Origin of the sequence: Citrobacter sp. Cm046, from assembly GCF_030333065.1 — a bacterium.
Taxonomy (GTDB): Bacteria; Pseudomonadota; Gammaproteobacteria; order Enterobacterales; family Enterobacteriaceae; genus Citrobacter; species Citrobacter murliniae.
Genome location: NZ_JAOWGP010000043.1, coordinates 193,004 through 207,577, shown reverse-complemented (window position 1 = coordinate 207,577; position 14,574 = coordinate 193,004). Strand labels below are relative to the sequence as shown.

Here is a 14,574-nt window from a genome sequence, read left to right as displayed (position 1 = left end):
GCGAGCAGCGTTAACCCAATGCTTTGGCAAGCAGAGTGATCGGATGTTCACAGCGCTTGCTTGTAGACATCTCAATCTGCCATTTACAGGTTTCGCAGTCGGTAACGACGATATCCGCACCGCTTTCTTCGATCTGGCGGAACAGGGGGGCGCCAATAGACTGTGATGTCGGATAGTTTTCTTTTTTGAAGCCATAAGTTCCGGCGATCCCGCAGCACTGAGAATCCAGCACTGTCAATTCAAGCCCCGGAATTTGTCGTAGCAGCTCCAGCGTGTAGAGCGTCCAGCCCATTTTCTCCATATGGCAGGGAGTGTGATAGACCACTTTCAGCGGCAGCGTTTTCAACGGCAGCGTTTTGCCTTCATCCAGTTTGCGCCACAGCCAACGGGTGGCCAGCTCAATATGTTCGCGCAGGCCTGAGTTGTCGACATCCAGCACTTCCGGGTATTCATCGCGCAGCGCAAAGGTACAGGTTGAAGAGGTGGCGATCACCGGAATGCCTTTCCCGTCAATGGCTTCTCTGAGTGAGGCCACATTACTTACCGCTTGTTTACGTGCTTTATCGGTAAAACCATTGGCGATCAGCGGAACACCGCAGCACTTCTCTTTACTCAGCAGTTGTACGCCGGTACCCATCGCGTTCAGCACTTTAATCAGATCTTTGCCGAGCTGGGGATGGTTGTAGTTCACAAAGCAGCCGTGGAAAAAGGCGACCTGATCCTGATACTGTGCCTGCTGGGCAGCAACGCTGCGATACCAGCGGCGGAATGTACCAAAGGAGTACTTCGGCAGCGTACGACGGTGATCGATTTTTAGTGCGTAATCAAGAAGCTGGCGTACCGGTTTCAACGACGTGGCGGTGTTGACTATCGGCGCAAACGGCGTGGAAACACTGCCCATCAAATCGGTATGGCTTAAGACAAAGTTACGGAGTGACGGGCGCGTCGTGTCGTATTTGGCGCGCGCACGCTGGATAATATCGCCAATTTTCACATCTGAGGGGCAGGCGACTTCGCAGCGTTTGCAGTTGATGCAATATTTCAGTGCATCGTCATATAACGCACCATCTTTCAGACGCAGACGTTCACCGTCCGGACCAGCCTGTTTGGGGCCAGGATAGCTCGGGTTTACACGACTGACCGGGCAGGCGGTGGTGCACACTGTGCATTTGATACAGCTTTCAAAACGTGTGTCGCTCATTGCAGGCCTCCTGCACGTTTCGCAATATGATGTGCGGCATGCAAGGCGCTAACTGCGCATACGCCGCCTCCACAACCCTGTGCGATAGGGTCAAATCCGCCAAGTACAGAACCGATGGCAAACATGTTCTCTACTGTTTTTCCCGCAAGAGCAGGGCGCAGTGCGTCATCCGTTGTCACGCCGAACTGTTGCCACGGTTGTGGATCGAATACATCACGCTGATACCACTCTGCTCGGGTCGCGGTTTGCTGGACATCCAGCCCCATAATCGGTTCGTGAATGGCCTCGCGAGTGGCGACCAGCCCGCTGCTAAAGAAACTGCCGCTGGCGAGTACAGCGAAGCGTGGACGCAATGGAATATCAGCATGGTTGCGGGTCCATATTTCGCTCACCAACCCGTCCTGGCAGGTGATTTTTTTCACTTCATCGCCAGGCATCCAGATCCCACCCTGGCGTACAAACTGGCGCTGCAACTGATTATGCAGACGCATGCCCAGGACTGAAGGCGGCAGGGTTGGCAGTAAATTAAGCGAACAGGGGAGACGATCGTTGAGCCATTGCCAGAGCCGGGAGTCAGCCAGTCCGAAGCAGGCTGGCATAATGATCATGTCGCAGGTTTTTGCTATCGGCAGCAGCGCGTCGTAAAGCAGCGGCCATTTGTCTTCGTTATCCAGCAGGCGTGCGATGTTAACGGCGCGAAACTCGGTTGGGTTGTCGCGCAGAACATCCAGTTCCGGCAGATCGATTTCAGCCGTTTCGACGCTGAGGTTGCGCTGCTGTAATGAGGCGGCAGCGAGATGTGCCTGAAAATCCAGCAGACCGCTAATGCCTACCACGCAGATGCGCTGAGCTGACAGTGGCCAGACCGGGACTTCCGGCGAGCTTAACCAGGTTGAACGCAGGGTCCCCAGCGGTGTTACACGCTGATGCGCCTGGTGAACGTCCCCCTGCAAACGTGCTCCGGATCCTTCCAGCAAAGTCTGTGCCTGTTGTGCCAGTTCCAGCACATTTTGTGTTCCGATAACGCTATAAGGATGCGCAGGAGCCTGAGTGCACAACGCGTTCAGCCCCGTCTCAATGTTAGTGACCGGTTGACCATCCGGCAGAGTGCTGAGCAAATCCAGTGAACCGGAGGAAAAATGCAGCGCGCTTTGGCCGCGAGTGACAATCGTGCAGCGCAACCCGCTTTTTTGCAGTTGCAGGCCGCACAGCAGTCCGGCGAGGCCGCCGCCGATAATGACGGTATCAAATTTCATCCTGGTGCTCCTTTTCCAGACCGCACAATCCCTGATAAACCCAGCGCGTGAATTCGCTTTCGCGTAACGCATCCCCCCAGGCGATAGGTTGCACGCCTTTCCAGCGCTCATTGAGGAACTCGGATAGCTGAGTGATGGATTGCGCCGCGGTGGTGACATTAAAACGTTGCAGCAAACCTGCGGCACGGCAGGCACACAGTTCACCCTGGCATGTCCCCATGCCGACGCGGGTGCGGCGACGTAAATCCAGCAGGCTGTTAACGGTTAAATTCTCGACGGCATATTGCACTTCTCCCGCCGTGACCGCTTCGCATTCACAGACCAGACTGCGGTGCTGACGACCTTCGCTAAGCCAGGCTGGAGTGCGATCGCCGTGACGGTATACCGCTGAGCCACGAAGTGGTGCTGGCAAAGAGATGACGCGTTTTAGCGTGTGCTCGGTAGATTCCTGCGACCCAGGCAGTGCGGTATCCGCCGTGGTACAAGGGCGGGAATTACCCAGTTTGCGACATACTGCGTCGGTCGCCCATTCCGCCATCAGGCGGTAGGTCATAAGCTTCCCGCCAGTGATAGTGATAAACCCATCCAGCCCGTCGCGTTCGGCGTGATCGAACAGCACAATGCCGCGGCTGACGTTGCGACCGCTAGGGTCATCATCACTGGCAACCAGAGGACGCACGCCGGAGTAAGCGCGTAAAATGCGCGTTTTCGCCATAATCGGTGCCAGCTTCTCGCCTTCACGCAACAGAATATCCACCTCTTCTGCGGTGACACGGTTGCTGTCGATATCGTCGTAATCAATGTGTTGTGAGGTCGTACCGATCAGCGAGATGGTATCGCCAGGCACCAGAATATCGGCGTCGGACGGCTTACGACAGCGGTTGATGACATGCTGGTTAATGCGATGATCCATGATCAGCAGCGAACCTTTCGCCGGGAACATGCGAATGCTCAGATCGGCATATTCCGCAATACGCTGACCCCAGATCCCGGCGGCATTCACCACTACCGGTGCATGCAGGGATTGCATCTCACCCGTAAGATGGTTACGTACGTTCACGCCGCAGACGGTCGCTCCTTCACGAATCAGTCCGGTCACTTCATGGGCCGTTAAGATCACGGCTCCGTGCTCGCGTGCGTCCAGCATATTGGCTGCGGTTAAACGGAAGGGATCCACGGTACCGTCCGGGACTTTTACTGCGCCAATCAGTTGCGGGTTTACCGCCGGTTCGATAATGCGCGCCTGCCGCGGGTCTATCGCTTCTGCGCGGATGCCCGCTTCTTCACAGGCGCGAATAAAGGTGGCCTGGAAGGAGAGTTCATCCTCCGGCAGCGTAATAAACAGACCGTCCGTCGGCTCGACGCAATGGCGGGCGATACGTTTCAGAATTTGGTTTTCGCTGATGCATTCGCGAGCAGATTCAGCGTCGGTGACGGCGTAGCGCGCACCGCTGTGCAGCAGACCATGGTTACGCCCCGTTGCGCCCGTAGCGATATCGTGGCGCTCTACTAAGATGACGCGCAAGCCGCGCAGGGCACAGTCGCGTGCGATCCCTGCACCTGTTGCTCCTCCACCAATGATAATCACGTCACTTGTTTGCGAGTCGCGAGTTTTCATTGTTTTTCCTCACAGTTCGTTTTTTATCATTTAGCCACATAAAAAACATGGATTGTTTGATTTCGCGCATAATCGCTCATAATTCGAAAATGAAACGTGATTCCGTGCGTCTTTATGAACATTTGTCATAAAACTGTAACAATATGTGCTGTAATTCACATTATTGCACCGAATGATTCCTTAACATCGCGGCCACACTGGGAGCGGTAGGGTTGTTACGACAAACTGCAGTGTTTCCTTCGAACGAAAGACGGCCACGGAGGCTACAATATGTTGAGCATTTTTAAACCGGCGCCACACAAAGCGCGTTTGCCTGCAGCGGAGATCGATCCGACCTATCGTCGATTGCGCTGGCAGATTTTCTTGGGGATCTTTTTTGGTTACGCCGCGTACTACCTGGTACGTAAGAACTTTGCCCTGGCGATGCCTTATCTGGTTGAGCAGGGTTTCTCTCGTGGCGATCTGGGCTTTGCGTTGTCTGGTATCTCCATCGCTTATGGTTTTTCGAAATTCATCATGGGGTCCGTTTCGGACCGCTCGAATCCGCGCGTTTTCCTGCCCGCTGGTTTGATTCTGGCTGCGGCAGTGATGTTGTTTATGGGCTTTGTACCGTGGGCGACATCGAGCATTGCCGTGATGTTTGTGCTGTTGTTCCTCTGCGGTTGGTTCCAGGGGATGGGCTGGCCGCCGTGTGGCCGTACCATGGTGCACTGGTGGTCACAGAAAGAGCGTGGTGGCATCGTTTCCGTCTGGAACTGCGCGCATAACGTTGGTGGTGGTCTGCCACCGCTGCTGTTCCTGCTGGGGATGGCCTGGTTTAACGACTGGAAAGCGGCGCTGTACATGCCGGCATTTGGCGCGATTGTTGTTGCCCTGTTTGCCTTTGCTCTGATGCGCGATACCCCGCAGTCCTGCGGTCTGCCGCCGATTGAAGAGTACAAGAACGACTATCCGGATGATTACAACGAAAAAGCAGAAGAAGAGCTGACTGCGAAGCAGATCTTCATGCAGTACGTTCTGCCGAACAAACTGTTGTGGTACATCGCCATCGCCAACGTGTTCGTCTATTTACTGCGTTACGGCATCCTTGACTGGTCGCCGACCTATCTGAAAGAAGTGAAGCATTTCGCACTGGATAAATCTTCCTGGGCTTACTTCTTATATGAATACGCAGGTATCCCGGGCACCCTGTTATGCGGCTGGATGTCGGATAAAGTCTTCCGTGGTAACCGTGGCGCAACCGGTGTGTTCTTTATGACGCTGGTGACTATTGCGACGATCGTCTACTGGATGAACCCGGCAGGAAACCCGAACGTTGATATGGCTTGTATGATTATCATCGGCTTCCTGATCTACGGCCCGGTAATGTTGATCGGTCTGCATGCGCTGGAACTGGCACCGAAAAAAGCGGCGGGTACGGCGGCAGGCTTTACCGGACTGTTCGGTTACCTGGGCGGTTCTGTGGCGGCAAGCGCCATTGTCGGTTACACCGTTGACTTCTTCGGCTGGGATGGCGGCTTTATGGTGATGATTGGCGGCAGCGTGCTGGCGGTTATTCTGCTGGTGGTCGTCATGATTGGTGAAAAACGTCATCACAAAGAGATGGAACTGAAGCGTAACGGGGGCTAATAGATGAAAACGACATTGAAAAGTCTCAGCGTAGCGCTGATGTTGACCGGTATGGTGGTCAGCAGTGCGGCCATCGCTGCAGACAAGATTGTGATTGCACACCGTGGAGCAAGCGGCTATTTACCGGAGCATACGCTGCCCGCAAAAGCGATGGCCTATGCGCAGGGTGCGGATTATCTGGAGCAGGATTTGGTGATGACTAAGGACGACCATCTGGTCGTCCTGCATGACCACTATCTTGACCGTGTAACCGACGTTGCCGAACGCTTTCCGGATCGTGCCCGTAAAGATGGACGTTACTACGCTATCGACTTTACGTTGGATGAGATCAAATCGCTGAAATTTACTGAAGGCTTCGATATCGAAAACGGCAAAAAGGTGCAGACATATCCAGGGCGTTTCCCGATGGGTAAATCTGATTTCCGCGTGCACACTTTCGAAGAAGAGATTGAGTTCGTTCAGGGATTAAATCATTCCACCGGTAAGAACATCGGTATTTACCCGGAAATGAAAGCACCGTGGTTCCATCACCAGGAAGGGAAGGATATTGCGGCTAAGACGCTGGAGGTACTCAAAAAGTATGGGTATACCGGCAAGGAAGACAATGTCTATCTGCAGTGTTTTGACGTCGCAGAGCTAAAACGCATTAAAAATGAACTGGAACCGAAGATGGGGATGGATCTCAATCTGGTGCAGTTGATTGCGTACACTGACTGGAATGAAACCCAGGAGAAAAAACCAGACGGTAGTTGGGTTAATTACAACTACGACTGGATGTTTAAACCGGGTGCGATGAAGCAGGTGGCAGAGTATGCGGACGGCATTGGGCCGGATTACCACATGCTGGTTGATGAGAAATCTAAGCAAGGCAATATCTCATTAACCGCAATGGTTCAGGACGCTCATCAGAACAAGATGGTTGTGCATCCTTATACCGTTCGTGCCGATCAACTGCCGGATTACGCGACTGACGTGAATCAGCTGTATGACATTCTGTATAACAAGGCGGGTGTTGACGGGCTGTTTACTGATTTCCCGGATAAAGCGGTGAGCTTTTTGAAAGAGAAGCGCTAAATGTGCCGGGTGGCGGCTTCGCCGTCACCCGACAAAACTACATTTCTATCTCAATATCCCCTTTTGCCCGACAACAGCAGGGCAAGATCTCACCTGGCTGAATAAAGGCTAAAGGCTCTGCAATCCAGTCCACCTGTCCTGCTACCAGACGCGTACGGCAGGAACCACAATAGCCCTCACGACACTGATATTCGACCTCAACATTGTGCGATTCGAGCACAGCGAGCAGGGAAGGATGTTCATCCTGGCACAACAACTGTGTGCCAGAAATGCGCAGGGTAATGCGGCCCATCAGAGCTGGAAATCACTCAGATCGTCGGTGTTCACTTCGGAGTCGATTTGGCCGACCAGATATGAGCTCACTTCCACTTCCTGTGGCGCAACCTGAACGTTATCAGACACCAGCCAGGTGTTGATCCACGGGATCGGGTTAGAGCGTGTCTGGAACGGCAGATCAAGTCCCACCGCTTGCATACGAATATTGGTGATGTACTCGACGTACTGACACAGAATATCTTTGTTCAGACCGATCATCGAACCGTCGCGGAACAGATAGTCTGCCCACTCTTTTTCCTGCAGTGCAGCATGTACAAACAGGTCGTAGCACTCCTGTTTGCACTCTTCGGCAATCTCTGCCATTTCCGGGTCGTCCACGCCGCTGCGTAACAGATTCAGCATATGCTGCGTACCTGTCAGGTGCAGCGCTTCATCGCGGGCGATCAGGCGAATGATTTTGGCATTGCCTTCCATCAATTCACGTTCGGCAAAGGCGAAAGAGCAGGCGAAGCTGACGTAGAAACGGATCGCTTCCAGTGCGTTAACACTCATCAGGCACAGATATAGTTTTTTCTTCAGCTCACGCAGGTTCACGACAATCGTTTTGCCATTTACCGTGTGCGTACCTTCGCCCAGCAGATGCCAGTAGCTGGTCATCTCGATTAATTCGTCGTAGTAGCTGGAAATCCCTTCCGCACGTTTCTGGATCTGTTCGTTGGTGACAATATCGTCAAACACTATCGCCGGATCATTAACGATGTTACGGATGATATGGGTGTAGGAGCGTGAGTGGATTGTTTCAGAAAACGCCCACGTTTCAACCCAGGTTTCCAGCTCAGGGATAGAGATCAGCGGCAACAGCGCCACGTTTGGGCTACGTCCCTGAATGGAGTCCAGCAGCGTCTGATACTTCAGGTTGCTGATAAAAATGTGTTTTTCATGTTCTGGCAGTGCCTGGTAGTCGATGCGATCGCGAGAGACATCGACCTCTTCTGGGCGCCAGAAGAAAGAGAGTTGCTTTTCGATCAATTTTTCGAAGATGTCATATTTTTGCTGATCGTAGCGTGCAACGTTCACCGGCTGGCCGAAGAACATCGGTTCCAGTAGCTGGTCATTTTTCGTCTGTGAAAATGTGGTGTATGCCATTGATGTGAATCCTTTGTGGTATGAGCGCCGGATGGCGGTGCAGGCACCGCGTCCGGCCTACAAACCGTGCAATCGTAGGCCGGGTAAGCGTAGCGCCACCCGGCATCATTCATCAGATCTTACATGCGCCGCTTTCGCAGCCATCGTCCTGAATGGACGGCACCAGATCATCCTGCGCATCTTCTGCACCGTCACGGGTGTTCTGATAGTACAGCGTTTTCACACCAAATTTGTAGGCGGTGAGCAGATCTTTCAGTAACTGCTGCATCGGCACTTTTCCGGACGGGAAGCGTGACGGATCGTAGTTAGTATTCGCTGAAATAGACTGGTCAATAAACTTCTGCATAATGCCGACCAGTTGCAGGTAGCCGTCGTTGTTCGGCATTTCCCACAGCAATTCATAGGCATTTTTCAGGTGCTCATAGTCCGGCACAACCTGGCGCAGGATCCCATCCTTAGAGGCTTTAATACTCACGTGGCCGCGTGGGGGTTCAATGCCGTTGGTGGCGTTGGAGATCTGCGAAGAGGTTTCGGACGGCATCAGGGCAGACAACGTGGAGTTACGCAGGCCGTGAGTCTTGATCGATTCACGAAGTTGTTCCCAGTCGTAATGCAGTGCTTCGCTGACGATCGCATCCAGATCTTTTTTGTAGGTATCGATCGGCAGAATACCTTTGGCATAGGTGGTTTCATTAAACCACGGGCACGCGCCTTGCTCTTTTGCCAGTTCGTTAGAGGCTTTCAGCAGATAATACTGAATGGCTTCAAAGGTTTTGTGAGTCAGGTTATTTGCGCTGCCGTCAGAGTAACGCTTGCCATTTTTTGCCAGCCAGTAGGCATAGTTGATCACGCCAATACCCAGCGTACGACGGCCCATTGCGCCACGTTTTGCCGCCGGAATTGGATAATCCTGGTAATCCAGCAGTGCATCCAGTGCGCGAACAGCCAGTACAGCCAGCTCTTCCAGTTCGTCCAGACTCTCAATTGCGCCGAGGTTAAATGCTGACAGCGTACACAGCGCAATCTCACCGTTTTCGTCGTTAACGTCGGTCAGCGGTTTGGTTGGCAGGGCGATTTCCAGGCACAGGTTGGACTGGCGCACCGGTGCGATGGCCGGGTCAAACGGGCTGTGGGTGTTGCAATGGTCAACGTTCTGAATGTAGATACGGCCAGTAGAAGCGCGTTCCTGCATCATCAGTGAGAACAGTTCGACCGCTTTTACGCGTTGCTTACGGATGCTGTCATCGTTTTCATATTGGGTGTACAGACGCTCGAACTCATCCTGATCGGCGAAGAACGCATCGTACAGACCCGGGACATCGGATGGGCTAAACAGGGTGATGTCGCCGCCTTTCAGCAGACGGGTGTACATCAGCTTGTTGATTTGCACACCGTAGTCCATGTGACGAACGCGGTTACCTTCAACGCCACGGTTATTTTTCAGCACCAGCAGACTTTCAACTTCCAGATGCCACATTGGATAGAACAGCGTAGCAGCACCGCCGCGTACGCCACCCTGAGAGCAGGATTTGACTGCGGTCTGGAAGTGCTTGTAGAACGGGATACAGCCGGTGTGGAACGCTTCACCACCGCGGATCGGGCTACCCAGCGCACGAATGCGGCCGGCGTTGATACCGATCCCTGCTCGCTGGGAAACGTATTTCACAATCGCGCTGGAAGTGGCATTGATAGAGTCCAGGCTGTCACCACACTCGATCAGTACGCAGGAGCTGAACTGACGGGTCGGAGTACGCACACCAGACATGATTGGCGTCGGCAGCGAAATTTTGAACGTAGAAACGGCATCGTAGAAACGTTTAACGTATTCCAGGCGGGTTTCACGTGGATAGTTAGAGAACAGGCAGGCTGCTACCAGAATGTAGAGGAACTGCGCACTTTCATAAATCTCACCGGTAACACGGTTTTGCACCAGGTATTTGCCTTCTAACTGCTTAACAGCAGCATAGGAGAAGGTCATATCGCGGTCGTGTACGATGAACGAGTCCATCTGCTTGAACTCTTCTTCCGTGTAGTCTTCCAGCAGATGATTGTCGTATTTGCCCATTTCAACCATTTTCACTACATGGTCGAACAGTTTTGGCGGTTCAAATTCACCATAGGCTTTTTTACGCAGGTGGAAAATTGCCAGGCGGGCAGCCAGATACTGATAATCCGGCGCATCGCGGGAGATCAGGTCTGCGGCAGCTTTGATGATAGTTTCATGGATATCGGAGGTTTTGATACCGTCATAAAACTGAATGTGGGAGCGCAGCTCGACCTGAGAAATCGATACGTTATTCAGTCCTTCTGCCGCCCAATCCAGAACTCGGTGGATTTTGTCGAGATTGATGCGCTCTGTACTACCATCACGCTTTGTCACCAGCAGACTCTGATTCATGTGGTTTTTTACCTGTCCGTGAAAGAAAAAATATCCCCCATATTATCCACAGAGCCATGTTGTGACTAAGTCTGTGGATAAATACTATATATAGGGGTTGTTTGATAAAATAGACGCTATATGGTGAGTATTCTAGTAGGGATTCTTTTCAGCACAAGAGTTGATTTTGAGGTTAAATTGAGGTTGCAAAAGGGTGAGAATCGCTAAGTGCGCGTCTTATAAGGCCTGGCGAGGATGTCAATAATTGAGAAAAAAAATAGAAAATTTGATCGAGTGCTGATTTCTTCGTCGAAGGTGCAGAAGGTTCTTATGATTTGGCGCAAAAATTGCGTTAGCGATGCTACTAATGATTGGTAGGTATTGCAGTAAAGCGTGGTCAAACAAACTAAATGCCGGATGGCGGGGAGAACCCTTTATCCGGCCTTTGTAATGGAGCGTGTTACTCGGCTTGTGCGGTGGTATGTACCATATAGTTAACGTCGACGCCTGGGCCCAGTTTGAAGGTGTTAGTGATCGGGTTGTAATGCAGACCCGTCATATGACGTTCCTTCAGTACAGTCTGGTCAACCCAATCTAACAACTCAGCAGGCTTAATAAATTTTTTCACGTCATGTGTGCCTTTTGGCACCATACGCAGAATATATTCCGCCCCGACCACCGCCATCAGCCAGGATTTGCCATTGCGGTTAAGCGTGGAGAAAAAGACTTCGCCACCCGGTTTTACCAGCCTGGCGCAGGATCTGACCACTGACTGCGGATCCGGAACGTGTTCCAGCATTTCCATGCAGGTTACAACGTCATATTGATGCGCATGTTTTGCGGCGTGCTCTTCTACGGTTTCTTGCACATATTCAACCTGAATACCGCTTTCCAGCGCGTGAAGTCTGGCTACCTGTAACGGTTCAAAGCCCATATCCAGACCGGTGACCGTAGCACCTTCGCGCGCCATACTCTCCGCCAGAATGCCGCCGCCGCAACCGACGTCGAGAACTTTTTTACCAAACAGTCCACCTGAGCGCTCGGTAATGTAGCCCAGGCGCAGTGGGTTAATGCGGTGCAGAGGCTTAAATTCGCCCTCAAGATCCCACCAGCGCGACGCGACTGCTTCAAATTTGGCAATTTCTTCATGGTCAACGTTGTGAGTTACCGGGGGTTTTTCGGCATTCATTGGGGCTTCTACTCCTGAATTAGCAATACAAACGAGTATATCAGCCTGACGGGATGAATAAAGCCTCTCTCTGGGGGAATCCATTTACCTGAATCTGCACGGGTGTGTTATAATTTGCGACCTTTGAATCCGGGATACAGTAGAGGGATAGCGGTTAGATGAGCGACCTTGCGAGAGAAATTACACCGGTCAACATTGAGGAAGAGCTGAAGAGCTCGTATCTGGATTATGCGATGTCGGTCATTGTTGGCCGTGCGCTGCCGGACGTCCGAGATGGCCTGAAGCCGGTACACCGTCGCGTACTTTACGCCATGAACGTATTGGGCAACGACTGGAATAAAGCCTATAAAAAATCTGCCCGTGTCGTTGGTGACGTAATCGGTAAATACCACCCTCATGGTGATACCGCCGTTTACGACACCATTGTTCGTATGGCGCAGCCATTCTCCTTGCGTTATATGCTGGTGGATGGTCAGGGTAACTTTGGTTCTGTCGATGGCGACTCCGCAGCAGCGATGCGTTATACGGAAATCCGTATGTCGAAAATCGCCCACGAGCTGATGGCTGACCTGGAAAAAGAAACGGTTGATTTCGTCGATAACTACGACGGTACCGAACGTATTCCTGACGTGATGCCGACCAAAATTCCTAACCTGCTGGTGAACGGCTCGTCCGGTATCGCGGTAGGTATGGCGACCAACATTCCGCCGCACAACCTGACGGAAGTGATCAACGGCTGTCTGGCATACATTGACGATGAAGACATCAGCATTGAAGGGCTGATGGAACACATTCCTGGCCCGGACTTCCCGACCGCCGCGATCATCAACGGTCGTCGTGGTATCGAAGAAGCCTACCGTACCGGTCGCGGCAAAGTGTACATTCGTGCGCGTGCGGAAGTCGAAGCTGACGCGAAAACCGGTCGTGAAACCATCATCGTGCATGAAATTCCGTATCAGGTGAACAAAGCACGCCTGATCGAGAAAATCGCTGAGCTGGTGAAAGACAAACGCGTTGAAGGCATCAGCGCGCTGCGTGACGAGTCTGACAAAGACGGTATGCGCATCGTGATTGAAGTAAAACGCGACGCGGTCGGGGAAGTGGTCCTGAACAACCTCTACTCTCAGACCCAACTGCAGGTTTCCTTCGGTATCAACATGGTTGCACTGCACCATGGCCAGCCGAAGATCATGAACCTGAAAGACATTATCGCAGCCTTCGTGCGTCACCGTCGTGAAGTGGTTACACGCCGTACTATTTTTGAACTGCGTAAAGCTCGCGATCGTGCACACATCCTTGAAGCGCTGGCGATTGCGCTGGCAAACATCGACCCGATCATCGAACTGATCCGCCGTGCGCCAACCCCGGCTGAAGCGAAAGCTGCGCTGGTTGCCCGTTCCTGGGAACTGGGTAACGTATCCGCCATGCTGGAACGTGCTGGTGACGACGCCGCGCGTCCTGAATGGCTGGAACCTGAGTTCGGCGTGCGTGACGGTCAGTACTATCTGACAGAACAGCAGGCCCAGGCGATTCTGGATCTGCGTTTGCAGAAACTGACTGGCCTTGAGCATGAGAAACTGCTCGACGAATACAAAGAGCTGCTGGAGCAGATCGCTGAACTGCTGCACATTCTGGGCAGCGCCGATCGTCTGATGGAAGTTATCCGTGAAGAGATGGAGCTTATCCGTGAACAGTTCGGCGACGAGCGTCGTACTGAAATCACTGCCAACAGCGCTGACATCAATATCGAAGATCTGATTAGCCAGGAAGATGTTGTCGTGACCTTGTCTCATCAGGGCTACGTTAAATATCAGCCGTTAACTGACTACGAAGCACAGCGTCGTGGCGGGAAAGGTAAGTCAGCAGCACGTATTAAAGAAGAAGACTTTATCGACCGCCTGCTGGTGGCCAACACCCATGACACGATCCTCTGCTTCTCCAGCCGTGGCCGTCTGTACTGGATGAAGGTGTACCAGCTGCCGGAAGCGAGCCGTGGCGCGCGTGGACGTCCAATCGTCAACCTGCTGCCGCTGGAAGCTAACGAACGTATTACCGCTATTCTGCCAGTACGCGAGTACGAAGAGGGCGTGAACGTCTTTATGGCAACCGCCAGCGGCACCGTGAAGAAAACGGCGCTGACCGAGTTCAGCCGTCCGCGTTCTGCCGGTATCATTGCGGTTAACCTTAACGAAGGCGACGAGCTGATTGGCGTGGATCTGACAGCAGGTAACGATGAAGTTATGCTGTTCTCTGCCGCCGGTAAAGTGGTGCGCTTTAAAGAAGACGCCGTCCGTGCGATGGGTCGTACTGCGACCGGCGTACGCGGTATCAAACTGGCAGGAGAAGACAAAGTCGTTTCTCTGATTGTTCCGCGCGGTGAAGGTGCCATCCTGACCGTAACGCAGAACGGCTACGGTAAACGTACCGCAGCAGAAGAGTATCCGACCAAGTCTCGTGCGACGCAGGGCGTTATCTCAATTAAAGTCACCGAGCGAAACGGTTCTGTTGTTGGCGCGGTGCAGGTTGAAGATAGCGACCAGATCATGATGATTACCGATGCCGGTACGCTGGTGCGTACTCGCGTGTCGGAAATCAGCGTGGTAGGGCGTAACACCCAGGGCGTTATCCTCATCCGTACTGCGGAAGATGAAAATGTCGTGGGTCTGCAACGTGTTGCTGAACCGGTTGATGATGAAGAGCTTGATTCTATCGACGGTAGCGCCGCAGAAGGGGACGATGATATCGCGCCTGAAGCGGAAAGTGATGACGATGCTGCGGATGACGCAGAAGAGTAATTAAGCTGTTATG

Annotated in this window: 10 protein-coding genes; 3 read left to right on the top strand and 7 right to left on the bottom strand. The window is 52.8% G+C overall.

Annotation, left to right across the window (positions count from 1 at the left end):
• Nucleotides 1-10 precede the first annotated feature (10 nt).
• From glpC to glpA, 3 genes are read right to left on the bottom strand one after another with little or no spacing between them, the layout of a single operon-like run.
• Nucleotides 11-1,201 (bottom strand): anaerobic glycerol-3-phosphate dehydrogenase subunit GlpC, encoded by a 1,191-nt coding sequence (gene glpC, locus OGX98_RS16750; RefSeq protein ID WP_003834686.1) that lies wholly within the window; start codon nucleotides 1,199-1,201, stop codon nucleotides 11-13.
• A complete protein-coding gene (gene glpB, locus OGX98_RS16745) occupies nucleotides 1,198-2,457 on the bottom strand; it encodes a glycerol-3-phosphate dehydrogenase subunit GlpB (RefSeq protein ID WP_286595610.1) in 1,260 nt (419 codons plus the stop codon). The genes glpC and glpB overlap by 4 nt, the downstream gene beginning before the upstream one ends.
• The gene (glpA, locus tag OGX98_RS16740) at nucleotides 2,447-4,075 is read right to left on the bottom strand and encodes an anaerobic glycerol-3-phosphate dehydrogenase subunit A (RefSeq protein ID WP_286595609.1); all 1,629 of its coding nucleotides are present in this window, start codon (nucleotides 4,073-4,075) and stop codon (nucleotides 2,447-2,449) included. The genes glpB and glpA overlap by 11 nt, the downstream gene beginning before the upstream one ends.
• A gap of 270 nt (nucleotides 4,076-4,345) precedes the next feature.
• On the opposite strand from glpA, the gene glpT reads away from it, so the two are divergent.
• Entirely contained in the window at nucleotides 4,346-5,704 is a 1,359-nt protein-coding gene (gene glpT / locus OGX98_RS16735) for a glycerol-3-phosphate transporter (protein WP_045445476.1), read from the top strand.
• Nucleotides 5,705-5,707: 3 nt separating this feature from the next.
• On the top strand, nucleotides 5,708-6,778 hold the full coding sequence (glpQ, locus tag OGX98_RS16730; protein ID WP_045445474.1) for a glycerophosphodiester phosphodiesterase: 1,071 nt from the start codon (nucleotides 5,708-5,710) through the stop codon (nucleotides 6,776-6,778).
• Nucleotides 6,779-6,815: 37 nt separating this feature from the next.
• On the opposite strand, the gene yfaE is transcribed toward glpQ, so the two are convergent.
• The 4 genes from yfaE to ubiG all read right to left on the bottom strand — a co-directional run bounded on the left by yfaE (nucleotide 6,816) and on the right by ubiG (nucleotide 11,766).
• Complete coding sequence (gene yfaE / locus OGX98_RS16725; RefSeq protein WP_045445471.1) at nucleotides 6,816-7,070, bottom strand: ferredoxin-like diferric-tyrosyl radical cofactor maintenance protein YfaE; 255 nt, start codon at nucleotides 7,068-7,070, stop codon at nucleotides 6,816-6,818.
• A complete protein-coding gene (gene nrdB, locus OGX98_RS16720; protein ID WP_045445468.1) occupies nucleotides 7,070-8,200 on the bottom strand; it encodes a class Ia ribonucleoside-diphosphate reductase subunit beta in 1,131 nt (376 codons plus the stop codon). The genes yfaE and nrdB overlap by 1 nt, the downstream gene beginning before the upstream one ends.
• Before the next feature lie 112 nt (nucleotides 8,201-8,312).
• Nucleotides 8,313-10,598: a class 1a ribonucleoside-diphosphate reductase subunit alpha gene (gene nrdA / locus OGX98_RS16715; protein WP_045445465.1), complete on the bottom strand. Its 2,286-nt coding sequence runs from the start codon at nucleotides 10,596-10,598 to the stop codon at nucleotides 8,313-8,315.
• A 439-nt stretch (nucleotides 10,599-11,037) separates the two neighbouring features.
• Nucleotides 11,038-11,766, bottom strand: coding sequence for a bifunctional 2-polyprenyl-6-hydroxyphenol methylase/3-demethylubiquinol 3-O-methyltransferase UbiG (gene ubiG / locus OGX98_RS16710; RefSeq protein WP_045445462.1), 729 nt, complete (start codon nucleotides 11,764-11,766; stop codon nucleotides 11,038-11,040).
• A 158-nt stretch (nucleotides 11,767-11,924) separates the two neighbouring features.
• Here ubiG and gyrA point away from each other — a divergent pair, with 158 nt between their 5' ends.
• Nucleotides 11,925-14,561 carry a DNA topoisomerase (ATP-hydrolyzing) subunit A gene (gene gyrA / locus OGX98_RS16705; protein WP_045445460.1) on the top strand — a complete coding sequence of 879 codons (2,637 nt, stop codon included), beginning with the start codon at nucleotides 11,925-11,927 and terminating at the stop codon, nucleotides 14,559-14,561.
• The last annotated feature ends 13 nt before the right edge of the window (nucleotides 14,562-14,574 follow it).

Bases quoted from the DNA above. Each gene is read 5' to 3' on its own strand.
- glpC (WP_003834686.1), bottom strand. From the start codon at position 1,201: ATGAGCGACACACGTTTTGAAAGCTGTATCAAATGCACAGTGTGCACC.
- glpB (WP_286595610.1), bottom strand. From the start codon at position 2,457: ATGAAATTTGATACCGTCATTATCGGCGGCGGCCTCGCCGGACTGCTG.
- glpA (WP_286595609.1), bottom strand. From the start codon at position 4,075: ATGAAAACTCGCGACTCGCAAACAAGTGACGTGATTATCATTGGTGGA.
- glpT (WP_045445476.1), top strand. From the start codon at position 4,346: ATGTTGAGCATTTTTAAACCGGCGCCACACAAAGCGCGTTTGCCTGCA.
- glpQ (WP_045445474.1), top strand. From the start codon at position 5,708: ATGAAAACGACATTGAAAAGTCTCAGCGTAGCGCTGATGTTGACCGGT.
- yfaE (WP_045445471.1), bottom strand. From the start codon at position 7,070: ATGGGCCGCATTACCCTGCGCATTTCTGGCACACAGTTGTTGTGCCAG.
- nrdB (WP_045445468.1), bottom strand. From the start codon at position 8,200: ATGGCATACACCACATTTTCACAGACGAAAAATGACCAGCTACTGGAA.
- nrdA (WP_045445465.1), bottom strand. From the start codon at position 10,598: ATGAATCAGAGTCTGCTGGTGACAAAGCGTGATGGTAGTACAGAGCGC.
- ubiG (WP_045445462.1), bottom strand. From the start codon at position 11,766: ATGAATGCCGAAAAACCCCCGGTAACTCACAACGTTGACCATGAAGAA.
- gyrA (WP_045445460.1), top strand. From the start codon at position 11,925: ATGAGCGACCTTGCGAGAGAAATTACACCGGTCAACATTGAGGAAGAG.